Below are 16,624 nucleotides of genomic sequence, written 5' to 3' on the forward strand. Positions count from 1 at the left end.
ACCCAATCGGTAACCGGAGGCTCGCCTAGCGTCGAGCCCATGATGACGATCGTGACCTTCGGAGCAGGCGGAAAGACCGGCAGCAGCACAGTGGCCGAGGCAGCCTCACGAGGGCACCACGTGACCCCGTTGAGAAGTGCGGACGCGGACATCACCGACCCGCAAGCGGTGGCACGTGCCGCATCAGGTCACGCTGTCGCGATCGCCGCCGTGGCGCCCGCCGACGCCGACCCGGGAGCCTTCTTCCCCGCTGTGGCAAACGGCCTGGTGGCCGGGCTGCAGGAGGCGGGAGTCACCCGGCTGGTCTGGGTGAGCATCGCCTCGCTGCTGCCTGATGCCTCAGGGGTCCCGCCCGTCGACACCGACGGCTTTCCGGCGGAGTACCGACCGTTCTCGCTGGGGCACCGCACCGCGCTGGAGACGTTCAAGGCATCTGGTCTGCAGTGGACAGCGGTGAGCCCCGCGGGAGACTTCGCCCCGCATGGAGCGCCCGTCGGCGGATACGCCCTCACCGAGGTCGGCGACCTGACCACTCGAATCACCCATGCTGACCATGCCCGGGCGCTCGTCGACCTGGCTGAGCAATCCCGCTTGCGCGGAGCGCATCTCGGTGTGGCCCCCCAATCTCCCGGCGCGGCGGTATCCATTGCCGGCAGGGCGGGCCGTCGGTGACCCATCGCAACGCCCCTCTGTCGCCCGAGGGCCGCCGCCGTCTGATCGAACGCTGCGCGAATCGGCCGATCGCCCACGTGGCAGCCGAGATGGGGATCTCGCGGGCCTGCGCCTCCAAGTGGGTGAACCGCCATCGCCGCCACGGTGAACTCGGCTTGCTGGACCGTTCCTCAACACCCAAGCAACAGCCCACGGCGACGGCCACCGACGTGATCGCCCGCATCGAAGAGCTTCGCCGCAGCCACAAGTGGTCGGCCGCCCGGATCGCCTTCGAGCTCCAGGCAGAGGGCATAGCCATCAGCCGGCGAACGGTGTCACGGCATTTGAACACCCTGGGGCTGAACCGCCGTAAGTTCATCGACCCCAGCGGCGACACCAATCGGCAGCCGCGCCAGATCATCGCGCGCCGGCCCGGGCACATGGTCCACGTCGACGTGAAGAAGGTCGGTCGTATCCCTCACGGTGGCGGTTGGCGCTCGCACGGACGAGGAAGCGAGCAGGCAAAGGCTGTGGGGCGCCGCAAGAAGCGAACGGAACGCGGCGGCTACGTCTATCTCCACTCCGCTGTCGACGGGTTCAGCCGCCTCGCGTACACAGAAGCTTTGCCGGACGAGAAGGCCGTCACTGCTGTCGCGTTTCTCCACACGGCACGAGCCTGGTTCGCGGCCCACGGCATCGCCCGGATCGGTCGCATCGTGACCGACAACGGCAGCTGCTATCGCGCGGACACGTTCGCGCGCTCACTCCTCGGCTCACGACATCAACGGATCACGCCCTATACGCCGCGCCACAACGGCAAGGTGGAACGCTACAACCGGATCCTCGCCGAGGAGTTCCTCTACGCCCACTCATGGACCTCCGAAGATCAGCGACGTGGAGCCCTCGCCGTCTGGAACATCCACTACAACTACCACCGGCCCCACAGCGGAGCAGCCAGCCAGCCGCCGGCCACTCGACTACCCCAGAGCGTCACCAACGTTCTGGCCTCGCACACCTAGGGCTGCGAAGGCTGCCTCCGAGATCGTGCTGCCCCCGGACCCGATACCGGCTCGAAGGTGCCGCATCGACGCGTTGAGGTCGATGCCACCCCACTCCCCCTCGATCAGGAACTCTTCCTTCAAGAAGGCGAACTTGCCCGCCATGCCATCCCCATCGCTCAGGCGCGCTCCCTGACTGGATGGTCGAACCGCATCAACGACCACTGCCATGGGCGGGTTCTGTGTGTTCAATCCAACGAGCGACGCAGGCGGCGACCGCTTGAGATGTGACTTGGCTGCCGAGACATCGTCAGCTCCGGGCTGGCTGTCTGAAACGGCCGTCCGTCGTACAGCGACGGGGCACGAAGTAGGACCGGGAGAAGCGGGGGCTCCCGTCAGCGTGCATCTTGTCAACCGCCCACTCACAGCGTCAGCGTGAGCTTCCGTCTGCCGATCTCCGCCTCAAGTTGGCCAGCCTGAGAGGATCCCGGGACCAGCAGATTCCCGATTCGCCGGTCACGAACTTGACCTTGACACGGTGACAAGGTTTTCACTTGGGCCCAGGAGGTGGTCCCGATCAACACGATCGACGTAACCGCGCAGAACACCCGTGTGACCAACGCCCTGGGCGCCGAGGACTCGTCGGTCCGGCTTCGGACGGCCCTGGCGGTCGGCTCGAACCCCGACCCTGTGTTCCTGGAGATGCTCGTCGAGCGGTGCGCGGTCGAGCCGGACTTCTTCGTACGAGACATGCTGTCCTGGGCACTGACCCGCCTCCCGCCGGAGATCACCCTGCCCCGGATCCGCCAGGAGCTCGACTCCGAGCGTCCCCAGGCCCGCAGCCAGGCGCTGCACACGCTCTCCAAGATCGGCGACAAGAGCACGTGGGCCTGGATCACCCGCGACATGCTGCGGGACGCCGACACCGAGGTCGCGCGGACTGCGTGGCGCGTCGCGGTCGTCCTCGTGCCCGAGGACGAGGAGAAGGACCTGGCCGACGAACTGGTTCTGCAGCTCGGTCGTGGCGACCGCAATGTGCAGCTGAGTCTGAGCCGGGCCTTGGTCGACCTCGGTGACGTGATCAAGCCCGCTCTGGAGAGGGCCGCGGAGAGTTCCGACCCGGCGGTGGCCGCGCACGCCCGTGCCACCGAGCTGCTCCGGCAGAACCCGGAGACCGGTTTCGACGTGGCCCTCGACGAGGCGAAGCGGGTGGTCGCACTCGGCCCGGAACGAGCTGCTTCCGCCGCGGCTGCGTCAGCAGTTACCGAGACCTCGGAGACCGCCGAGACCTCGGAGACGACCGAGCCGATGGAGGCCGCGAAGGCTGCAGAGGCCTCGGAGGGGGCGGATTGCTGATCGGCGATGTGGCCCGCCGCTCCGGGGTGAGCACCCGGATGCTCCGGCACTACGACACCCTGGGGTTGGTGCGGCCCACGGGCCGCACTGTCGGCGGCTACCGCGAGTACTCCGCCGAGGATGTCCGCAGAATCTTCCACGTGGAGAGCCTGCGGACCCTCGGGCTCTCGCTCAAGCAGATCGGGCGAGCGCTGGAGGACCCCGCCTTCACACCGTCCGACCTGGTCAGCGACCTCATCCAGCGGACAGAGGACCGCCTGGCGCGAGAACAGGAGCTGCTCGAGCGGCTCCGTGCGATCGACGCCTCGGCGCCCACCGACTGGCAGTCAGTGCTGCGCATCGTCGAACTCATGCGGGAACTCAACTCGACCAGCGCCGCGCGCAGACAGCAGGCCGTCCTGGCCCGGCCGGAGGACGTGTCGGTACCCGCCGAACTGCTGGCCGGGGCGGTCCTGACCGAATCCGACCCGCACGTCGCAGGCGCCCTGCGCTGGGCGCTCGCCCGATCGGGCGGCGACGGCGTGGCGACCCTGCACGCCGGCGCGCACTCGGAGGACGCGGACATCCGGCGGCGCGCGGTGCTGGCGATCGCCGAGATGCCCGAGGCTCCGGGTGCTACCGCGGTGCTCGCGGATGCCCTCGGGGACCCGGACACGACGGTGCGCAGGCACGCTGCTCTGGCTCTGGGCAGGCAGGGCGTGGCCGCGGCCGTGCCCGTACTCGTCAGCATGGTGGTGGAGGGCACCAACGACGTGGACGCGGCGGAAATTCTGGGAACGCTGTCCCTGAACCCCGGGTGCACGGACCGGATCACGACCGCCCTGGTCGACGAACTGGCCGCGCCCACCGCGGACTCCGCGACGCGGATCCGCCTTACCCAGGCGCTGGTCGAGCTCGCGGGAACCACCGCGCAGGAGGTCCTGCGTCAACTGGCCCACGACGACGACAGCGCTGTCGCCCTCGTCGCCTCGGCCCTTGTCAGAGTTCTCAAGGAGCAGTCCCTCGAAGACCAAGCTGACGAGCATTCCTGAAAACGCGATCTACCGTCCGCGCTGCTCGTGGCCGTAACGATGACTGGTTGCACCACGTTCCGCCCAAGGTGGCGGCGCAGCCGAAATCGGGGCGGCTAGTGGGCGCGGCGCCGCGCCCTCGTAGGATGCGCTCCACGTCGGTGAACTCCACTCCCAGGCCGTGGGCGCGGGTGTTCCGTCCGCCGGCGCACAAAGGTCACTATTAGTGGCGGCCCGTGCCCTGATTTCGGCCCGACCCGGCGCCGGCGCCGCAGGTCCAGCTCGCCGCCGAACGCCTGCCCGCCGTCCCGGCCGCCGCCGAGCCGAAGCCCGCGCACCCGCTCTCCGAACGCCGTGTGCTCGGGGCCGGCCCCGCCGCACCCGAGCCCTGACTGCGGCCGTGACCGACGCGCTGACACGGGCCGTGACACACCCGCCGAGCCGACCCGGGCCGGGGCGCGCCCTCACGCATGCACTGCGTGTGCTTGAAACCGCGCCACGCCCGCCACGCGGCACGCGTCGGGACCCTCCTGGGCACCATCGACGGGTCCTGCCGTCACGTCTCGTGTGCACGCGTGTGCTCGCGCACGTGTGCACGCTTTTCGCGTCCGCGAGGCATCCCGGGCCGTGACAATCGAAGTTGAACGTGTTCAAATACCTGCCGTGCGAGTGACCGTGCAGCAGTTGGCGCGAACACGCCGCAGGCACCGCTAGGAGGGCATCGTGGGCGCAGGCGTCATCATCTTTGTGTTTTTCTTCTACGTGCTCCTCATGGCACCGTTCTGCATCCTTGTCGGTGCGAAAACGTCCTCGCGCATGGGCTGGGTGATGGCAACTCCCTTAATTTTCCTGCCCCTCACCCTATTGATCGCCGCTCTGATCCCTTGAGTGGCTCACCAACTCCCAGGCGGGCGCGTCGACCTGGCGAAACGGGGTTTGAGCCTCATCCCTCACAGGGCCGCGCGGCCTGGGTCGCGCTCCGGCCGTCACGCTCGCCCACCCGCCGAGAACTCCTGCGTCCCCACGTAGCTGATGCTGGAGGCGCCGATGAAGCCTGTGTCCGGTTCGTCGGGTGCGGGGCGGTACTGCGCGCTGGCTCGCCCCTCACGCTGAGGTAACGCGGGTCGGGGTAGGACATCGTAGTTCCTTTCGCGAGGGCGGTTTGACGCCGTGACGAGTAGTCGCAGGTAGTTGCGCTGGGCCGATTGGATTCGCCTGACCGTGGTGCGTGCGCTGTCAGCGGAGGACGAGCATGGTGGCGAAGGCCGGGCCGAGGGCTCCGCCCATGAGGTAGCTGAGCTGGAACAGGCCGATGCTGGTGGGGCGTTGTCGGTCAGGGACGGCGGAGGCGGCGGCCATGGACTGGGTGGCGTTGGCGGCAGTGGCGCTGAAGACGGCGAGGCCGATCGCCGCCAGGAGCGCGATCGCGCTGTGGGCGAAGACGGCCGCCGCCGCGGCGAGTGCCCCGGTCGTGAGCAGGATCGCCCGCACGTTGGTCTGGCCCAGGCGGGCGGCGAGGGCAGCGAAGACGAGGGTGAGCACGGATCCGGCGATCATGGCGGTCATCTGGCCGACGGCCACCGGGCCGGTCGACCAGTCGGCCCGATCGGTGATCAGCTGCGGGATCGCGAACAGCAGGGTGAAGTACGACACGGACAGGGCGAGGGCGGTCAGGACGGAGCTACGGAAGAGGCGTGAGCGCAGGGCGGCTGCGGGGACGTAGCCGTTGGGGCGGTGCCGGATGTGCGTGGCCAGCAGGACCGCGGAGACGGCGGCCACGGCCAGGGCGGGCAGCGGGTTCGACGGCAGCAGGACGAGCCCGCTGGACAAGAGGGCCAGCAGGACTGCGCCGCGGGCGTCGAAGCGGCCTTCGGCGGGCGGCGCCTGTGTGGTGTGGCGGCTGACCGCGGGGACGGCCAGGAGGGTGACCACCAGGGTGGACAGCGCCGCCCGCCAGGAGAACGCGTCGGTGAGGCGATCGCCGAGCAGTGGTCCCACCGCGCCGAGCATTCCGAACCCGGCGCTGATCACGCCCATGCGGCGGGCGGTACCGGCCAGGTTCATGGCGATGGCCATCATGCCCGCGCCGCCCGCGGCTTGAGCGGCTCGCCCGACCAGGGTGAGCGGCAGCCACGGCGAGAGGGCCACCAGCAGGGTGCCGACGGCGACGAAGGCGGCGCTGGCCCACAGGGCGGTGCGCGTGCCGCGGCGTCGCAGCAGTGTCGCGATCAGCGGCGTCGCGATGGCCAGTGCCAGGGCGAACACGGTGACCAGCCACGATCCGGTGGCTGTGGTGATCCCGAGGGAGCGGCTCATATCGTCGAGGATCAGGACGGCCGCGTTGTTGGCGGCGGCGACCGGTGTGGCGAGCAGTGCCAGCCACAGGACGGGGACGCTGCGGGAGGGTTCGCTCACGGTGGAGTGGAGGCGCGTGGCGGCCACCCTGAAGGTGGGGGACATGACTCTTTCTGTGCCTGTCGGCTGTTGGTGATCTCTGGCGGTGAGGGGGCGGGGCGTGGTGGGATCGCGCCGTGGTTGCGGCCGGGTTGTTCGAAAGCCGGCGCCCTGTGAGCAGCCGGCAGGGTGCGAAGCCGCAGCCGACTGCTCACGCGGTATGGGTCAGTTCGCCGCGCTGTCGTTCAGCAGCCGGGGGGCGTCGCCGGTGAAGTCGATCCACGGGTTCGTGCCCAGGACCTCCGCCCCTTCGGCGGTGGAGTCTGCGTAGCGGATGACGAACTTCTCGGGGCCGTGGGCGTAGGCCACGGTCAGGCCGTGCTCGGCGTCCAGGAACGCGGCGTGCGGCCGGATACCGGGGTAACTGATGCGCCAGGCCAGGTCGCCGATCTCCACTGCGCCCACCGACAGCTTCGCCACCATGCCGTCGGGAAGCCGGTAGAACCACGTCCAGGGGCCGCCGGACACCACGGTCATCACTTCGTCGATGCCGACGCCGTCGTCGGAGCGGTTGACGTGGAGCTTGCCGAACCGCTGCTGCACGCAGTGCCGTGCGGTGGCATCCATCGTCTTCATGTCGTACACCTTCGGGTAGGGCGGCACCCCGTGCTCGGAGGTGTTCACGAAGCCGCCGCGGTCGGCCTCGGGCTTGCGGCCGGCCAGATCGATCTGCTGCAGGAGCTGCTCTCGGTCCAGGCTGAACAGCGCGATGAGGTCCACGTGCTCCTCTTCGGAGAGCACCCGAGCCTTCGACGCCTCCAGAATCGGGTGGGCTTCAGCGGGGACCGGAACCTGGCTGATGCGAACACCCACGGTGCGCAGGACCTGGTTGACGGCCTCGACGCCGATGGTGTCCGGCCTCCCGTCGGTGTAGGAGAGCTTCAGTGCCTGGTCTGCCTTGGTCATTTCTGATCATCCCTGAGGTGAGTTGCACGTGATCGAGCGCGGCGCCGCCGCTGCTGCAACGCCGTCCCCGGCAGGGCCGGCGCTCCGCCACTTCGACCATCCGGCATCAGGTTTACTTATGGAAATGCTTTGTGTGCATCTCTACTATTCGCGGCATGGATGAACTGCATCGGATCGACCTCAACCTGCTGCTGACGTTGCACGCCCTGCTGGCCGAGAAGCACGTCACGCGAGCCGCGTTGCGGCTGAACAAGAGCCAGCCGGCCGTCAGCCACGCGCTCGCGCAGCTGCGAACCCAGTTTGATGACCCCCTGCTGGTGCGGCAGGGCGGCCGTATGGTCCTCACGGCACGGGCTCAAGGGCTTGAGCGGCCGCTCGAAGACGCTTTGGCCAGCCTCAACGGGCTGCTGAGCGCATCCGACTTCGACCCCTCACTGACCCACAGGCGTTTTCGGCTCTCGTTATCGGACTACGCGTCGCGCCTTGTACTGCCCCCGCTGGTGCGGCATGTCCGCGGCGAGGCGCCCGGGCTCGACCTCGCGATCAGCCAAGCCAGCCGGGAAGCGATTCTGGCGCAGCTCTCGGACGGCGAACTCGACCTTGCGCTCGGAGTCTTTCCCCACGCGCCCGAGGACCTCGAGGTTCAGGACCTTTTCGAGGAAGGGTTCGTCAGTCTGGCGGACAAAGCGGTGCTGCCTGCAAAAGGCGATCTGCTACTGGAGGACTGGCTTCAACGGCCGCACATCACCCTGGCCATGCGCCCCGATGCGAACGACGAGATCGAGACGGCCTTGGCTGCCCGCGGGTTGCGGCGGCGTCTCGCCGTGACCCTGCCCCACTGGAGTGCGGCAGTGGATCTGCTCGAAGGCACCGATCTCGTCCTGACCGTCGCCGGCCGGGCGGTGGGGCCGATGCGGCGGCACAGGACGCTGCGGAAGTTCACCCCACCCCTGGACCTCCCCCGATTCGCGTACCAGCAGGCATGGCACGTTCGACGAGCCAACGATCCCGCGCATCGTTGGCTGCGTGAGGCCGTGCTGATGTGCAGTCAGCCCGGCCGCTCTCAGAACTCGCCCGTGCGGGCCACCTGATAGATGAGGCGGCGCAGCAACACATGGGCGAGATCGCTTGCGCCGCGACGCCCTGCCCGCCGACCTCCACCCCATCCAGGGTGACGCACCGGACACGGTCCTCATCGGCGGCGGCTCCGTCATCGTCTCCCCACTCGGTGATACCGGCCACTGCGCGACGGCGAGGGCATCCTGACCACCGAGCTTGACCTCGACGAACTCGCCCACGCCCGCCCCGATGTCTTCACTCTCCACGTCGACGGGTCACCCCGAACTGGCGTCACCGGCGGCTGACCGGCACCGGATCACCGACGCCACCGGCTCGGGTGAGCACGCCTGCGGCAGCATCGGTGAGCGCGGCAGGCGGTGGATTCTCCGGCACCCACCGGGGCGGGTTGAACGCCGCGGCCGCCAACCGGCCTGAAGGTAGCCCGGCCCCGTGGTCCGGGCGGGCGTCCGGCGCCGTGAACACCCGCACCTGGGCGTCGGGGTCGGTCGACATCGTCTGAACCGCCCGCAGCCGGACGAGCCTCCGGGAGCCAGCCCCCAGACGGCTCGCAGCCGCCGGATCAGCTGCGGCCCCGTTGGTGCATCGGAGGCCCTCAGGGGCCGAGGATGTACCGACCCATGGGCGCGGAGAGCCGCACTTGTCTGCTGCGCCGCGATGCCGACCTGGTAGCCGTCCAACCGCTGCCGACCGGACCATGCAAATGCTGCGCTGCATCCGCACCCCTCGCCGCAGTCCCTCACCTCACGCCTCCGCCGCCCTCTCTCTACCGGGCATGCCCGAAGGCGATGAGTTCTGGGGCGCGCTGGGGGATGCGGGAGGCGATGCCGCTCTGTACATCGACCCCGGCAACATGGGCGGTCCGTCCTTCGATCGCCTGGCCGGGGGGAACGAAGCGGGCATTGCCGACCGTGTGCTCAGCTTCCTGGCGGAGCTCGACGACCAGCAGCGCGACGCCGAGACCACTGCCTGGCATGTTCTGCTCGCCAGGCGCCGGCTGCACCAGACAGAGGACGACCGCAAGCGATTCCTCGATGCGTGGGGCAACGCCTGAGCGGCACGGCCGTGGCTACGATGCGAAACGCCCCGCCCCTGGCGGCTCTGACCGGTGGCGGGCGGATCGCATCAGCCTGATGGTGGATGCATGATCGAAGCAAAGGGGCAGGGCGGACAGGTCAGCTTCGACGGTGAGTACGTGACGATCACTCGCAAGGGGCCGCTGGCGCGCACGGGTGTGGGTAAGGGCGAGAAACGCATCCACATTGGGTGTAGCTCTTCTGCAGGGACGGGCTGATCTGGGAGAACGACCATGGCATGATGCGGCCCATGGCAGGAAGAGACCGCGAGGCCGGGCGTCGTGCCGTCGACGGGCTGGTAGTACGCACCGGCCGCAAAGATGATCTTCCTGAGCTGGTGCGGATCTACAACCACTACGTCACCCACTCGATCATCACTTTCGATACCCAACCGGTCACGGTAGAGAGCCGCTTGCAGTGGTTCGAGAGATTCTCCGACACGGGCCCGCACCAGCTGTTTGTGGCCACTACCGGCGATCGGGTACTCGGGTGCGCCTCAAGCAGTCCCTACCGGACGCATCCGGCCTTCGATCAAACGGTTGAACTGGGCGTCTACGTGGATCCCGATGCGCGGGCCGCTGGGATTGGTTCGGCTCTGTACCGCACCCTCATCGCAACGCTGCGCTCGCAGCCGGTCCATGTCGCGCTGGCTGGTATCGCACTTCCCAATGATGCTTCGGTGGCTCTGCACCGTAAGTTCGGCTTCACCGACGTGGGCACCTTCGACGAGTACGCCACGAAGAACGGCGATTACATCAGCTCGGTCTGGATGCAACTGCGCCTGCCCCCTTCGAGCTGACCCTGGAGGGGTACTCCAGATCGTGCGGCGGTGCCGCTTTGAACCTCAGGGCCGGTCGCACCAGGAGACCGCAGCGATCCGCCAGCCATCCGGGGTGAGTACGAACTGCATCGTCTTCGTCCCGCCGCCCTCGAAGGGCACGCCGTCGAGGATCCCGGATTTCCGGCACTCGCTGAACCGCGATGCGATGGCGCCGACGGTCTCGGTGCGCTCCGCAGTCTCCCACTCGTTGAAGTTCACCAGTCGGCCCTCGACCAGCAGTTGTTGGCGTGGCTCGATGAATTCCTCCACGGTGTACACCGTGAACTCCGGCCCTGCCTTGATGAGGACGCCCCCAGGCACTACCAGTCGACGGACCCGATCCACATCTGCGGCCTTGCCGCCCCTGTTGTCGAACGCACTGAAGAACTCGGCGGCGACGCCGTCGATCTTGGCCTTGGACATACTGGGACCGTAGCACCGGCACCGGTTCGCCCTTGCGTGATGTGTGCGTCTTTCCTGAGCTCCTCATATTCAGGTGGTCAGGTCGTATTCGGCCTGGTCGGGGGCGGGGTATAGGCGTTCGCGTTCTCTGCGGGTGTGGAAGGTCCAGTACTGCGGGAAGTCACCGTTGCTGATGACGGCACGGAGGGTAAGGACGGCTTCAGCTCCGCAGACGCTCCATCGGCTGCCAGTGATGTCGAGTCGGTCGGCGATCAGATGGCGGGCTGCTCCTTCGACGGTGCCGCTGGCGATCGGCCAGCCGGCATCGAGGGCCTTGTCGTAGTGGAGATAGGCGGCATTGTTCTCCAGGTAGCGGCAGGCCCTGTCCGCCGCGGCCCGCTGATCTGGGGACAGGCCCGTGCGGTCGGCTTCGGCGTGGATGGCGCCGACGGCTCCGGGGGCGTCACCGGCCAGGATCCGGGCGGCCTTGAAGGTTTGCCCCACCGCTGAGCACGGGGTGGGGACTTTCAAGGCTCTGTCCGCAGTTCCGTGAATTCCCAGGTCAGCGGCAGGAACGCGGGATCGTTTCGGCAGCGTGCTTCCTGCCATGGCGAGCAAGACGGTTGAGGATGTGCTGTTTCCCGGGATCGATGTGGGGGTGGAGGGAGTGAGTGACGCCTCCGGCATCCTGGTGGTGGAGGCGGTGTCGACGGCCCGCCCAGGCAGGTGCCCGAACTGCCGCAAGCAGGCCCGCCGCGTACACAGCACGTATCAACGCACCCTGGACGAAAGGCCGTTGGGATCGCGCCGGGTCGTCATCCGGCTGCGGGTGCGCCGGTACTTCTGCGACGTGGTGGCCTGCAGCGAACGCTACGAAGCTGACCACCCCCGACGGAGATGGCCTTCGCCGGGGGTGTTTTTCAAGAGCACAAGGCCCTGCAGAAGGTCCAGCGACTGCTGGGCGACCTCGCGGAACAAAAGCGCCGCAGGTTTCCGGGCGTCACGCCCCACCAGCGCCGCCAGCTCGTCCGGGCCGCAGAACAGGCTTCCGCCTGGCTCACCGACACGCAGCGCTCCCAGGTCCAGGCATGGCAGACAGCTCCGACGGAGTCCGCACCCGTGCCGCGTGCCCCTCAGCATCCGGTGCGTACCCAGGCGCCGCGCATTCCTCCTGCGGCTCACCACTCCGCGCGCTTCGACGCGGCCGGCCTCGCCGACGTGGTCCGGGACGTCCTGGAGCACGCAGCCCGTGCGAGACCCTCGCCCAGCGCCTGTAGCCGCGGGAGCGGTCGGACGATGTCGGGCTGGTGCCGCGCTCGGAGGCCGACCACCGATAAGCCGGGAGCGACTACCGCTTGGTGCGACGAGCCGCCGGAGCCGGTACCTAGTGCTCTGACCGGGAAGGTTTGCCGGGGCGCTGGTCGTTTCGTCAGTCTTGGAGCCAGCCGTGCATTCTCCTTCTGACCGGCGGTAGCAGTGCCGAAGAAAATGGATTGCCTTGGGGGCAGCGCTCACGTTGGCTGGGCAGCATGGCTGAACTGCGTACCGATCGCCTCGTGCTCCGTCGATGGCAAGACTCCGACCTTGAACCGTGGGCGGCGATGAACGCTGATCCCGAGGTTCGGGAGCACTTGGGCGACCTGCTCACTCGTGAACAGAGCGATGCCTCCGTGGCGCAGTTCCAGGCCGAGTTCGACCAGCGAGGCTACGGATGGTGGGCAGTTCAATTGCAGGCCACGGGCGAGTTCATCGGCTTCGCGGGCTTGGACCAGGTGGATGATGGCATGCCGTTCACGGGGGTTGAGATCGGTTGGAGGCTCGCTCGCTCGGCCTGGGGCCAGGGTTACGCCACCGAGGCCGCCCTGGCTAGCCTGGTCTTCGGCTTCGAAACGCTTGAACTCCCCGAGATCCTTGCAGTGACGACTGCTACCAACCTCCGTTCCCAAGCAGTGATGCGCCGGATCGGAATGACCCGCGACCCGGCTGACGATTTCGATGACCCCACCGTGTCCGAAGGGCCACTGCGTCCGAACGTGCTGTACCGAATCGCGCGTGGTGTGAGGGTCTGACGCTCTCGGCTCGGTCACTTGTCAGCTTGTTCTTTATGGTCTGAGTTGGTTTCGTTCGGTGATGCTCTCGGGTCGTTTCACGGTCTTGCCCACGTCGTAGCGGGTGGCGGGTCGCCGGTTTTTCGAGCCGAGTGGCCTTCCAGGGCCGGGAGTTGAGGGTTTCGGTGCCCGGGCCGGACAGTGCAGGTGCGGGCGGAGGTTCCGAAACCCTCGGCGGACTCGGGCCGGGGTGAGCCGGCCGGGCTCGGCGGGCTTCTCCCACGGCCGCCGCAAGTCGGCGGCGGCGTCGCGCAGAAGACGGATCTGGGTGTGCGCGGCGATGAGCAGCCAGGTCCAGCGCTCGCCAGCCTCGGGGGTTCGCAGCTTCGGACGGGTCCACCCGAGGGTCTGTTTCATCATCCTGAAGAGATGTTCGATGTCGAATCTCCTCAGGAACGCCTGCCAGCGCACGTCGACGTCCTCGTTGTTCAGGCCGGTGGCGGACGACCAGAGCCAGAGCGGGAGCGGGTCGCCTCCGCCGGGCAGTCGGTCGACCTGGAGGCGGATCAGCGTGCCTTCGATGACGGGGAGTTCGCCAGTGTGGTCGATCCACGCGGAGCAGGTGGTCAGGCGGGGGTGGATGCGGTCCCAGGCCCTCGCGCGGGCGGTGCCGTACCGGTCGGTGACCTGCACGGTTGCCGCGTCCGGCTCGCCCCAGGTGTCCGGCTTGGCAAAGCGGAACTCCTTGCCGTGCTTCGGCGGGCGCCCGCCCTGGGGATAGGCCAGGGCGTACTCCTTGAGCGAGGGCGTCGGCCGTCGCATCACCCGGTCCGAACGCATGCGTCCAAGGACCTCGACGGGGAGCCCGTCGAGGAGGTGGGCCATGCGCGGGGCGTCGTAGCCGGCGTCGAAGACGATGAGGATGTTGCGGTCGCCGAAGTGCCAGCGGCCCATCTCGACGAGGTCGGTGACCACCCGGCGGAGCTGGGCAACGGTGACCTCGGCGACGTCGTCCTCGGGTCCGAGACGAACGGCGTCCAGGAGCTGGCACCAGGACGTCCGGCCAGATTCGAGGGCGGCGACGAACGAGTACGGCCAGCCAGGGATGAACTGATCCGAGGACCGTCCGCTGCGGCCGTAAACATGGCAGAACAGGCGGTCCGCGCTGGTCGGCGCGTCGGGTCGGAGCCAGTTGTTGACATCGATGGCCAGGACCAGGCGCCCGTCGGCGGCCCGCGGCATCGGCAGACCGGCCAGCACCTGCCGCAGCCGGGGCATGTCCACGTTCCCACTGTTCAACGCCTCGTACATCGCGCCGTGCCCACGCCGGTGCTCGGCCACCAGCGTCAGGTCCACCGGCGACGTCACCGGGCCGTCCGCGCACGGCCGCTCCAGCGTCCGGTGAACGCCTAGGTGAGCGGACTAGTTCGAGGCCCAATTCGACCTCAGACCATGAAGAACAAGCTCAGCCGGCGAGCAGGGCGTGCACCCACTGCTCTTCGCGTTGCTCGATGTATTCGGCGTCGTTTCGCCAGGCGTCACCGTGGCCTTCAGCCCACAGCCTTGCCCAGGGTTGGACACCTTGGGCTGCCTGGTCTCGCAGGAAGTCGTGCATGGAACGCGTACGGCGCCCCAGCAGGGGGACCAACCGACGACGTTCGGACTCATCGAGACCGTACGCGTCGGCGAAGACCCGCAGTCGTTCCGCCGCGTCCGGGCGCTGCCAGTCTGGATGCGCGGACAGCGGGATGAACCCGTGAATGGCGTATGCGACATCCCACAGGAGGGAGCCGGGACCTGCTGCGTCCCAGTCGATGAGGGCCCACCGCGTCTCGTCTGCGACCACGAGGTTCCAGGGGGCCAGGTCGTTATGGGCGATGATGTCACTGCCCTCGGGAGGGATCAGGGTCTGCCAGTGCGCGTCGGACGGGGGCGTGAAATCCTGCACGGCATCGTGGAAGTCTCGGATGAGGCTTGCAACGCGAGCCAACTGTCGAGCAGGTTCCATCAGCGAGAACCGGTCGGGCCAGACCACATGTCCCGGCATGAAGGTCAGGACCTCACGTCCTTGATCGTCAATGCCGAGTGGGCGAGGCGCCGCGCTGAATCCCACCTCGTTCAGGTGGGCAAGCAGGGCATGCACGGAGGGAGTCCACGGTCCTGCCGGACGGCGAACGGTGTCGCCGACGCGAACGACACCATCACTGACGTTGCCCCCAGGCAACGGCTGTTCATCATCGTGCTGCATCGAACCAGTGTGTCGGACCAGCTCGCCATGATCACCCCATTAACAGGGGAACGTCAGAGTGCGGGCAGAGGTTAAAGAACAAGCTGAAAACTGAACGCTCAGCTCGGCAAGTGTCGCGCTCACTCGCCAAGTGAAGCGCTCCTTACCTTGTTGGCGGGTTGATTCCGCTCCTTCGTACGATCGGGAGACCCAGGGGCCTGGGTGTGGCTGAAAGCGCTCATGCCGTCCGTGTGGCTTTGACTGATAGGCCGCCCAGCGCCCCGCGACGACACGGCCACTCATTGGGATGCGCGAACAGAGATCGCTTCGTAAGGACACGTCGGCGTGGTCGTCTGCAGGGACCAGTCAACTGATCGACGAGGGAGGCTCGGGTGCCCGAGCTCTGGGCGGGGACGGATGCCGGCAAGGCCGCGCACCACTGCACGGTGATCGACACAGACGGGGCGAAGGTGCTCTCACGCCGAGTACCAAACAACGAGGCGGAACTGCTGGAGCTGATACGCGACGTCCTCGCTCTGGCTCAGGATGCCCCGGTGACCTGGGCCGTCGACCTGAACGCGGGCGGAGCCGCCCTGCTGATCGCATTGCTCACCGGTCACGGCCAAAGGCTCCTCTATATCCCTGGCCGCACGGTTCACCACGCCTCCCACAGCTATCGAGGGGACGGCAAGACCGACGCCAAGGACGCCTACGTCATCGCCGACCAGGCCCGGATGCGCAGGGACCTGCAACCTCTGCAGGACTGGGATGAGATCGCGGTGGACCTGAAGATTCTCACCGCTCGCCGCTACGATCTGGCAGCCGACCGCACGCGGGCCATCAACCGAATGCGGGCTCAGCTGCTGGAGTACTTCCCTGCTCTGGAGCGGGCGTTCGACTACGCCGCATCCAAAGGTGCTCTCGTGCTGCTGACCGGCTACCAGACACCGGCTGCCTTGCGACGGATCGGTCCGAGCCGACTGGCGAGTTGGTTGAAGAACCGCAAAGTGCGCGGCACGCAGGCCCTGGCCGACACTGCCGTCGCCGCGGCGCAGGCCCAGCACACTGCTGTCGCCGGGGAGACCACGGCCGCAGCTGTGGTCCACACCCTGGCCAAGGCCGTACTGGCGCTGGACGAGGAGATCTCCAGCATCGACCTGAAGATCGCTGCCCGCTTCCGTGAGCATCGCGACGCGGAAGTGATCGTCAGCATGCCCGGAATGGGCCCGTTGCTGGGGGCGGAGTTCATCGCCTGCACCGGAGGGGACATGGACGCCTTCGGGAGTGCGGGGCGCCTCGCCGGAGTCGCTGGTCTCGCCCCGGTCCCATGGGACTCAGGGCGCATCAGTGGCAACATGCGCCGGCCATATCGCTACCACCGCCGGCTCCTGCGCGTCTTCTATCTCTCCGCTCAAATCGCCGCTCGCTTCTGCCCCACCTCGAAGACCTTCTACGACCGAAAACGGTCCGAGGGCAAGAGCCACAAGCAGGCGATCCTCGCCCTCGCCCGTCGACGCCTCGACGTCCTGTGGGCCCTCATCCGCGACCAGCGAACCTTCGACGTCCTACCACCTCAGCGCGGTCTCGCGGTGGGCTGAT

The 16,624-nt window shown here is 67.9% G+C and carries 17 protein-coding genes and 2 pseudogenes; 12 read left to right on the forward strand and 7 right to left on the reverse strand.

Translation table 11 applies throughout. The features are described 5' to 3' along the window. Positions 1–39 precede the first annotated feature (39 nt). The 5 genes from OHA64_RS00460 to OHA64_RS00480 all read left to right on the forward strand — a co-directional run bounded on the left by OHA64_RS00460 (position 40) and on the right by OHA64_RS00480 (position 4,903). Positions 40–672 carry an NAD(P)-dependent oxidoreductase gene (locus tag OHA64_RS00460; RefSeq protein ID WP_405606421.1) on the forward strand — a complete coding sequence of 211 codons (633 nt, stop codon included), beginning with the start codon at positions 40–42 and terminating at the stop codon, positions 670–672. Next, the gene (locus OHA64_RS00465) at positions 669–1,670 is read left to right on the forward strand and encodes an IS481 family transposase (protein WP_405606423.1); all 1,002 of its coding nucleotides are present in this window, start codon (positions 669–671) and stop codon (positions 1,668–1,670) included. The genes OHA64_RS00460 and OHA64_RS00465 overlap by 4 nt, the downstream gene beginning before the upstream one ends. Positions 1,671–2,216: 546 nt before the next feature. Further along, complete coding sequence (locus OHA64_RS00470; protein WP_405606425.1) at positions 2,217–3,005, forward strand: HEAT repeat domain-containing protein; 789 nt, start codon at positions 2,217–2,219, stop codon at positions 3,003–3,005. After that, complete coding sequence (locus OHA64_RS00475) at positions 2,999–4,036, forward strand: MerR family transcriptional regulator (protein WP_405606427.1); 1,038 nt, start codon at positions 2,999–3,001, stop codon at positions 4,034–4,036. The genes OHA64_RS00470 and OHA64_RS00475 overlap by 7 nt, the downstream gene beginning before the upstream one ends. Before the next feature lie 702 nt (positions 4,037–4,738). Next, positions 4,739–4,903 carry a hypothetical protein gene (locus tag OHA64_RS00480; protein WP_405606429.1) on the forward strand — a complete coding sequence of 55 codons (165 nt, stop codon included), beginning with the start codon at positions 4,739–4,741 and terminating at the stop codon, positions 4,901–4,903. 348 nt (positions 4,904–5,251) lie between these two features. On the opposite strand, the gene OHA64_RS00485 is transcribed toward OHA64_RS00480, so the two are convergent. Beyond that, a complete protein-coding gene (locus OHA64_RS00485; protein WP_405606431.1) occupies positions 5,252–6,475 on the reverse strand; it encodes an MFS transporter in 1,224 nt (407 codons plus the stop codon). A 159-nt stretch (positions 6,476–6,634) separates the two neighbouring features. Further along, positions 6,635–7,375, reverse strand: a complete 741-nt coding sequence (locus tag OHA64_RS00490) for a hypothetical protein (protein WP_405606433.1) — start codon at positions 7,373–7,375, stop codon at positions 6,635–6,637. A 155-nt stretch (positions 7,376–7,530) separates the two neighbouring features. Here OHA64_RS00490 and OHA64_RS00495 point away from each other — a divergent pair, with 155 nt between their 5' ends. Next, positions 7,531–8,466 (forward strand): LysR family transcriptional regulator, encoded by a 936-nt coding sequence (locus tag OHA64_RS00495; protein WP_405606435.1) that lies wholly within the window; start codon positions 7,531–7,533, stop codon positions 8,464–8,466. A gap of 259 nt (positions 8,467–8,725) precedes the next feature. Here OHA64_RS00495 and OHA64_RS00500 read toward each other — a convergent pair whose 3' ends face one another. Continuing rightward, positions 8,726–8,947, reverse strand: a complete 222-nt coding sequence (locus OHA64_RS00500; protein ID WP_405606437.1) for a hypothetical protein — start codon at positions 8,945–8,947, stop codon at positions 8,726–8,728. 280 nt (positions 8,948–9,227) lie between these two features. Between OHA64_RS00500 and OHA64_RS00505 the strand changes: the two genes are divergently transcribed. The 3 genes from OHA64_RS00505 to OHA64_RS00515 all read left to right on the forward strand — a co-directional run bounded on the left by OHA64_RS00505 (position 9,228) and on the right by OHA64_RS00515 (position 10,327). Then, positions 9,228–9,506: a hypothetical protein gene (locus OHA64_RS00505; protein WP_405606439.1), complete on the forward strand. Its 279-nt coding sequence runs from the start codon at positions 9,228–9,230 to the stop codon at positions 9,504–9,506. Positions 9,507–9,596: 90 nt separating this feature from the next. After that, positions 9,597–9,746 carry a hypothetical protein gene (locus OHA64_RS00510; protein WP_405606441.1) on the forward strand — a complete coding sequence of 50 codons (150 nt, stop codon included), beginning with the start codon at positions 9,597–9,599 and terminating at the stop codon, positions 9,744–9,746. Between the two features lie 32 nt (positions 9,747–9,778). Further along, entirely contained in the window at positions 9,779–10,327 is a 549-nt protein-coding gene (locus tag OHA64_RS00515) for a GNAT family N-acetyltransferase (protein WP_405606443.1), read from the forward strand. Positions 10,328–10,372: 45 nt separating this feature from the next. On the opposite strand, the gene OHA64_RS00520 is transcribed toward OHA64_RS00515, so the two are convergent. Both OHA64_RS00520 and OHA64_RS00525 read right to left on the reverse strand, forming a co-directional pair. Further along, entirely contained in the window at positions 10,373–10,771 is a 399-nt protein-coding gene (locus OHA64_RS00520) for a DUF4440 domain-containing protein (RefSeq protein ID WP_405606445.1), read from the reverse strand. Between the two features lie 69 nt (positions 10,772–10,840). Beyond that, positions 10,841–11,101, reverse strand: a pseudogene (locus tag OHA64_RS00525) (ISKra4 family transposase); the annotation flags it as partial. 256 nt (positions 11,102–11,357) lie between these two features. Here OHA64_RS00525 and OHA64_RS00530 point away from each other — a divergent pair. Further along, a complete protein-coding gene (locus OHA64_RS00530) occupies positions 11,358–12,146 on the forward strand; it encodes a transposase family protein (protein ID WP_405606447.1) in 789 nt (262 codons plus the stop codon). A gap of 133 nt (positions 12,147–12,279) precedes the next feature. Continuing rightward, complete coding sequence (locus tag OHA64_RS00535) at positions 12,280–12,819, forward strand: GNAT family N-acetyltransferase (RefSeq protein ID WP_405606449.1); 540 nt, start codon at positions 12,280–12,282, stop codon at positions 12,817–12,819. A gap of 33 nt (positions 12,820–12,852) precedes the next feature. Here the strand turns inward: OHA64_RS00535 and OHA64_RS00540 are convergent. Both OHA64_RS00540 and OHA64_RS00545 read right to left on the reverse strand, forming a co-directional pair. Beyond that, a pseudogene (locus tag OHA64_RS00540) lies at positions 12,853–14,181 on the reverse strand (NF041680 family putative transposase); the annotation flags it as partial. Between the two features lie 82 nt (positions 14,182–14,263). Then, positions 14,264–15,046, reverse strand: coding sequence for a phosphotransferase enzyme family protein (locus tag OHA64_RS00545; RefSeq protein WP_405606451.1), 783 nt, complete (start codon positions 15,044–15,046; stop codon positions 14,264–14,266). Between the two features lie 371 nt (positions 15,047–15,417). Between OHA64_RS00545 and OHA64_RS00550 the strand changes: the two genes are divergently transcribed. After that, positions 15,418–16,623 (forward strand): IS110 family transposase, encoded by a 1,206-nt coding sequence (locus OHA64_RS00550; RefSeq protein ID WP_405606453.1) that lies wholly within the window; start codon positions 15,418–15,420, stop codon positions 16,621–16,623. Position 16,624 lies beyond the last annotated feature (1 nt).

This window comes from Streptomyces sp. NBC_00076 (genome assembly GCF_045041235.1).
Taxonomy (GTDB): domain Bacteria; phylum Actinomycetota; class Actinomycetes; order Streptomycetales; family Streptomycetaceae; genus Streptomyces.